The 2,439-nt window shown below is 55.8% G+C and carries 1 rRNA gene; it reads left to right on the top strand.

The window, feature by feature from the left end:
• A 23S ribosomal RNA gene (locus tag ABEA18_RS24135) occupies positions 1-2,435 on the top strand; the annotation flags it as partial.
• Between the last annotated feature and the right edge of the window lie 4 nt (positions 2,436-2,439).

The raw sequence follows: 2,439 nt of genomic DNA, 5'->3' as shown, positions 1-2,439 counted from the left end.
GTGTGGGGTAGCCGTAGCGAAAGCGAGTCTGAACAGGGCGAGTGTAGTGGCGTGATCTAGACCCGAAGCGGAGTGATCTACCCATGGCCAGGTTGAAGCGACGGTAAGACGTCGTGGAGGACCGAACCCACTTCAGTTGAAAATGGAGGGGATGAGCTGTGGGTAGGGGTGAAAGGCCAATCAAACTCCGTGATAGCTGGTTCTCCCCGAAATGCATTTAGGTGCAGCGTTGCGTGTTTCTTGCCGGAGGTAGAGCTACTGGATGGCCGATGGGCCCTACAAGGTTACTGACGTCAGCCAAACTCCGAATGCCGGTAAGTGAGAGCGCAGCAGTGAGACTGTGGGGGATAAGCTTCATAGTCGAGAGGGAAACAGCCCAGACCACCAACTAAGGCCCCTAAGCGTGTGCTAAGTGGGAAAGGATGTGGAGTTGCGAAGACAACCAGGAGGTTGGCTTAGAAGCAGCCATCCTTGAAAGAGTGCGTAATAGCTCACTGGTCAAGTGATTCCGCGCCGACAATGTAGCGGGGCTCAAGTACACCGCCGAAGTTGTGGATTTCAGATAGTAGACAAGCCTTCGTGGTTCAGTCGTCTGGAGTGGTAGGGGAGCGTCGTGTGGGCGGTGAAGTCGCGGTGTAAACCAGCGGTGGAGCCTACACGAGTGAGAATGCAGGCATGAGTAGCGAAAGACGGGTGAGAAACCCGTCCGCCGAATGATCAAGGGTTCCAGGGTCAAGCTAATCTGCCCTGGGTAAGTCGGGACCTAAGGCGAGGCCGACAGGCGTAGTCGATGGACAACGGGTTGATATTCCCGTACCGGCGAAGGACCGCCCATGCCAAGCGGGGGATACTAACCGCCCGGAGCCTGCCCAATCACCCTTGTGGTGTGCGGGTTTTGGCCGAGCGCGGGACCTGATCCCGGGAGGTAAGCGTATTAACAGGTGTGACGCAGGAAGGTAGCCGGGCCGGGCGATGGTTGCCCCGGTCTAAGGATGTAGGGTCAGCGATAGGCAAATCCGTCGCTGTGTCTTTGATGACGTTCCTGAGATCTGATGGGACCCCCGTCATGGGGGGATCCGGTGATCCTATGCTGCCTAGAAAAGCATCGGCGCGAGGTTCCAGCCGCCCGTACCCCAAACCGACACAGGTGATCAGGTAGAGAATACCAAGGCGATCGAGAGAATTATGGTTAAGGAACTCGGCAAAATGCCCCCGTAACTTCGGGAGAAGGGGGGCCCCAACCTTGAACACCACTTGCTGGTGGGAGGGGATCGGGGCCGCAGAGACCAGGGGGAAGCGACTGTTTACTAAAAACACAGGTCCGTGCGAAGTCGCAAGACGATGTATACGGACTGACTCCTGCCCGGTGCTGGAAGGTTAAGAGGACCGGTTAGCCGCAAGGCGAAGCTGAGAATTTAAGCCCCAGTAAACGGCGGTGGTAACTATAACCATCCTAAGGTAGCGAAATTCCTTGTCGGGTAAGTTCCGACCTGCACGAATGGAGTAACGACTTCCCCGCTGTCTCAACCATAAACTCGGCGAAATTGCAGTACGAGTAAAGATGCTCGTTACGCGCAGCAGGACGGAAAGACCCCGAGACCTTTACTATAGTTTGGTATTGGTGTTCGGAGTGGCTTGTGTAGGATAGGTGGGAGACGTTGAAGCCCGGACGCCAGTTCGGGTGGAGTCATCGTTGAAATACCACTCTGGTCACTTTGGACATCTAACTTCGGCCCGTGATCCGGGTCAGGGACAGTGCCTGATGGGTAGTTTAACTGGGGCGGTTGCCTCCTAAAAAGTAACGGAGGCGCCCAAAGGTTCCCTCAGCCTGGTTGGCAATCAGGTGTCGAGTGTAAGTGCACAAGGGAGCTTGACTGTGAGAGAGACATCTCAAGCAGGGACGAAAGTCGGGACTAGTGATCCGGCGGTACATTGTGGAATGGCCGTCGCTCAACGGATAAAAGGTACCTCGGGGATAACAGGCTGATCTTGCCCAAGAGTCCATATCGACGGCATGGTTTGGCACCTCGATGTCGGCTCGTCGCATCCTGGGGCTGGAGTAGGTCCCAAGGGTTGGGCTGTTCGCCCATTAAAGCGGTACGCGAGCTGGGTTTAGAACGTCGTGAGACAGTTCGGTCCCTATCCGCTGCGCGCGCAGGAAATTTGAGAAGGGCTGTCCTTAGTACGAGAGGACCGGGACGGACGAACCTCTGGTGTGTCAGTTGTACTGCCAAGTGCACCGCTGATTAGCTACGTTCGGATGGGATAACCGCTGAAAGCATCTAAGCGGGAAGCTCGCTTCAAGATGAGATTTCCATACACCTCGTGTGTGAGAGGCCCCCAGCCAGACCACTGGGTTGATAGGCCGGATGTGGAAGACAGGACTAAAGACTGTTGAAGCTGACCGGTACTAATAGGCCGACAACTTACACCACACAA

The organism is Arthrobacter gyeryongensis (genome assembly GCF_039543785.1).
Lineage (GTDB): Bacteria > Actinomycetota > Actinomycetes > Actinomycetales > Micrococcaceae > Arthrobacter > Arthrobacter gyeryongensis.
Note: the sequence above shows the minus strand (reverse complement) of the source record. Positions and strands in the feature narration are given on the sequence as shown.